General features: G+C 31.8%; 3 protein-coding genes. All 3 read right to left on the bottom strand.

Features of this window, described 5'->3' with window-relative positions; all coding sequences use genetic code 11:
• Positions 1–19 precede the first annotated feature (19 nt).
• Positions 20–1,945 carry an OPT family oligopeptide transporter gene (locus ACRDDE_RS05170; protein WP_438626015.1) on the bottom strand — a complete coding sequence of 642 codons (1,926 nt, stop codon included), beginning with the start codon at positions 1,943–1,945 and terminating at the stop codon, positions 20–22.
• 172 nt (positions 1,946–2,117) lie between these two features.
• Entirely contained in the window at positions 2,118–2,462 is a 345-nt protein-coding gene (locus tag ACRDDE_RS05165) for a PqqD family protein (protein WP_438626014.1), read from the bottom strand.
• Positions 2,452–3,894 (bottom strand): OPT/YSL family transporter (locus ACRDDE_RS05160; protein ID WP_438626012.1); only part of this gene is annotated, 1,443 nt, incomplete at its 5' end. The genes ACRDDE_RS05160 and ACRDDE_RS05165, both read right to left, overlap by 11 nt.

The raw sequence follows: 3,894 nt of genomic DNA, 5'->3' as shown, positions 1-3,894 counted from the left end.
TAAATTTAAAACTTCTTCATTATTTTTCATTATTTTTTACCTTAGATGTTATTATTGGCCATGCAGTAAGTCCTACTAATACTATTAAAAGTATTATTGCCATCATATTTCCAGATGCAAATCCACTTGGTCCTGCACTTTTTATAACACCTGATACTTGTAGTATTATACCTATTAGACCGATTATAGATCCTCCTGCTACAAGTCCTGATGATAAACTTATACCATTTGAAACTTTAACTTCTTTTTCTTTTTCTTCTTTAGAAGTTTTTTCAACAAATACACGAATTAATGCTCCTATTAATATTATAGAAGTTGTTGCTATTGGTAAGTAGAATCCTATTGCAACTGTCATTATTGGTAAATCTAAGAAATATAAAACTATTGCCATAAACACTCCAACAATTATCATAACCCAAGGTAATTGCCCTGACATTATTCCTGATGTAAGTGTTGATATTAAGTTTGCTTGAGGTAATGCAAATGGAGGATTATCCCCTGTAACTACAAGTTGGTTAGAAAGTAATATTGTTGTGCCAACAACAACTATTACACCTACTATACCTGCTATTGCAAAATATTTTTGCATTTCACTTTTATTACCGCCTATTATGTAAGTAACTTTTTGAGATTGGTTATATCCTCCAGCTACTGATATAGACACAACTATAAATGTACCAAATAATAATAATGATTTATTATCTGCTTGTCCACTCCATCCCATTATAACGAATACTAATGTTGCTATAACTAAAGATGCTATTGTCATACCAGATACTGGTAAGTTTGATGTTCCTATTGTTCCTGTTAAACGTCCTGCAACTATAACAAATAATGCAGCTAAAACTATTGAAACTATTGCTCCAACAATTGCCATTACTACGCTTCCTGAAATTAAAAATGCCCCTATAACTGCAACTACTATTCCACCTAATAATATCATTGTTTGAAGAGTAGTACTTCCTTCTCCATCAGCTGATGAAGATTTAGCATTCATTGTTTCTTTAACAGATGCTATTATAGTTGGTATAAGTTTTATTGCTCCTATTATACCTCCACAAAGCATCATACCAGCTCCTATGTATTTTACATAGTTACCAGCTATATCATTTACACCCATTTGATTGATAGGCATTGAAGGATCGTTCCATACTTTAGCTCCTTCTCCTGCTAAATCAGTGAAGTATCCTATTAAAGGCATTATTCCAAAGTGAGATAATAAAGATCCTGCAAACATAGTTAATGCCACTTCAAGACCTACTATAAATCCTATACCTAAAAGTAGTGGGTTAACCTCTACTTCAAATTTACACTTATAAAACTTATCACCTATAAAACTTATTACATTGTTAGCTACATTTAAGAATGATCCTGTTAATACTGTTATAATACCACTTATTCCAAATCCAATTCCCATGTATTTCATTGAGTCTCCACCTGCATCTGATGCTACAAGTGTCTCGCATATAGCCATTGATTCTGGATACATAAGCTTTCCATGTTCTTCAATTATTAAATAATTGTAAACAAGTGATGAAACTCCTATACCAAATAGAACTCCACCTACTCCTACAACAAATCCTTCTAAAAATGTCACTTGGCTACCTATTAATAAAATAGCAGGTAGTACAAATATCATACCACTAGCAACTGATTCTCCACCACTTGCCATACCTTGTACTATATTCTTTCCTAGAATACCTTTTCCTTTAGCGAAAGCTGCTATAAATGCTGATCCTATTATAGATCCAGGTATACCAGCTGCAACTGTAAGTCCTGCTTTCATACCTGAGTATGCTGTAGACGCTGCAAAAACAACTGCTAAAACAATACCAATTATAAGTACTGCCATGTTTGCACCTGTTTTAGACTTGTCTGTTACATAGGGTACATAATCTTTACCTGATACGCCCCCGTAAGCCTCTTTAGGTAATTTTTTACTCATTAAATTTCACCATCCTTTTGTTTGATTAAACTCATTATACCACAATATTTCGAAATCTAACTTTTTTAGAATTTTAACTTTATTAAAACTATTCAAATTCGACATTTTTTTTAGATTTTTCTGTTTTTTGCAAAAAAATAGAGTTAACTATTTAGTTAACTCTATTACTTATTTATTGTACTTTTTCAATGTAATGACAATTTACTTCAATATGATTTAGGAATAAAAGTAGTCTTTCATAAAGAGGGTGTGATTCTTCTCCGTATCTTTCCTCTAAAACCTCACCTAATTCTTTAACATTTTTATTTCCATCAACTTGTAAGAATATATAACTACCATATTCATCAAGTTCTATATTTTTATACATAGGAATTTTAAATCTTAATTTTCTAAAAACCCTCTGAATCTTATGATCTTGTTTTTCTTGTATAGTCACTATGCCATTATCATTTACTTTATACTCTATATTTTCATTTTTTTTAAAGACTAAATTTAAAACATCTTCATTATTTTTCATTATTCTTAACCTTAGATGATACAATCGGCAATGCAGTGCATACTACTAATACTACTAGTAATATTACTGCCATCATGTTTCCAGCTGCAAATCCACTTGGTCCTGCACTCTTTATAACACCTGTTACTTGTAGTATTATACCTATTAATCCTATTATAGATCCTCCTGCTACAAGTCCTGATGATAAACTTATACCATTTGAAACTTTACCTTCTTTTTCTTGTTCAGATTTAGAAGTTTTTTCAACGAATACACGGATTAATGCTCCTACTAATATTATAGAAGTTGTTGCTATTGGTAAGTAGAATCCTATTGCAACTGTCATTATTGGTAATCCTAAGAAGTATAAAACTATTGCCATGAATACTCCAACAATTATCATAACCCAAGGTAATTGCCCTGACATTATTCCTGAAGTAAGTGTTGACATTAAGTTTGCTTGAGGTAATGCAAACGGAGGGTTATCTCCTGTTATTGTAAGTTGGTTTGAAAGTAATAATATTGTTCCAACAACAACTATTACACCTACTATACCAGCTATTGTAAAGTATTTTTGCATTTCACTCTTGCTTCCACCTATGATGTAAGTAACCTTTTGAGATTGGCTATATCCACCAGCTATAGCTATAGCAACTACTATAAATGTACCAAATAATAATAATGATTTATTATCTGCTTGACCTTTCCATCCCATTATAACAAACACTAAAGTTAATATAACTAAAGATGCTATTGTCATACCAGATACTGGTAAGTTTGATGTTCCTATTGTTCCTGTTAAACGTCCTGCAACTATAACGAATAATCCAGCTAATAATACTGACGCTATAGCTCCAACTATTGCCATTGTTACACTTCCAGATATAATGAATCCTGCTACAAATGCTATTACTATTCCACCTAATAATATTATAGTTTGAAGAGCTGAGCTTCCTTCTCCATCATTAGATGATTTAGCTTTCATAGTTTCTTGAACTGATGCTATTATAGTTGGTATAAGTTTTACTGCTCCTATTATACCTCCACAAAGCATCATACCAGCTCCTATGTATTTTACATAGTTACCACCGATATCATTTACACCCATTTGACTTATAGCCATTGAAGAGTTATTCCAAACATTTGCTCCTGGCCCTGCCATTTCAGTAAAGTAAGATATTAATGGTGTTATCCCAAAGTTTGCTAATATAGAACCAGCAAACATTGTTAAAGATACTTCAAGTCCTACTATAAACCCTATACCTAAAAGTAATGGGTTAACTTCAACTTCGAACTTATATTTATAGAATTTTTTTCCTATAAAACTTATTACATTATTTGTTACATTTAAGAATGATCCTGTTAATACTGTTATAATACCACTTATTCCAAATCCAATTCCCATGTACTTCATTGAGTCTCCACCTGCATCTGATGCTACAAGTGTCTCACA

The sequence above is a fragment of the Paraclostridium sp. genome, assembly GCF_051656405.1.
Classification (GTDB): domain Bacteria; phylum Bacillota; class Clostridia; order Peptostreptococcales; family Peptostreptococcaceae; genus Paraclostridium.
Note: the sequence above shows the minus strand (reverse complement) of the source record. Positions and strands in the feature narration are given on the sequence as shown.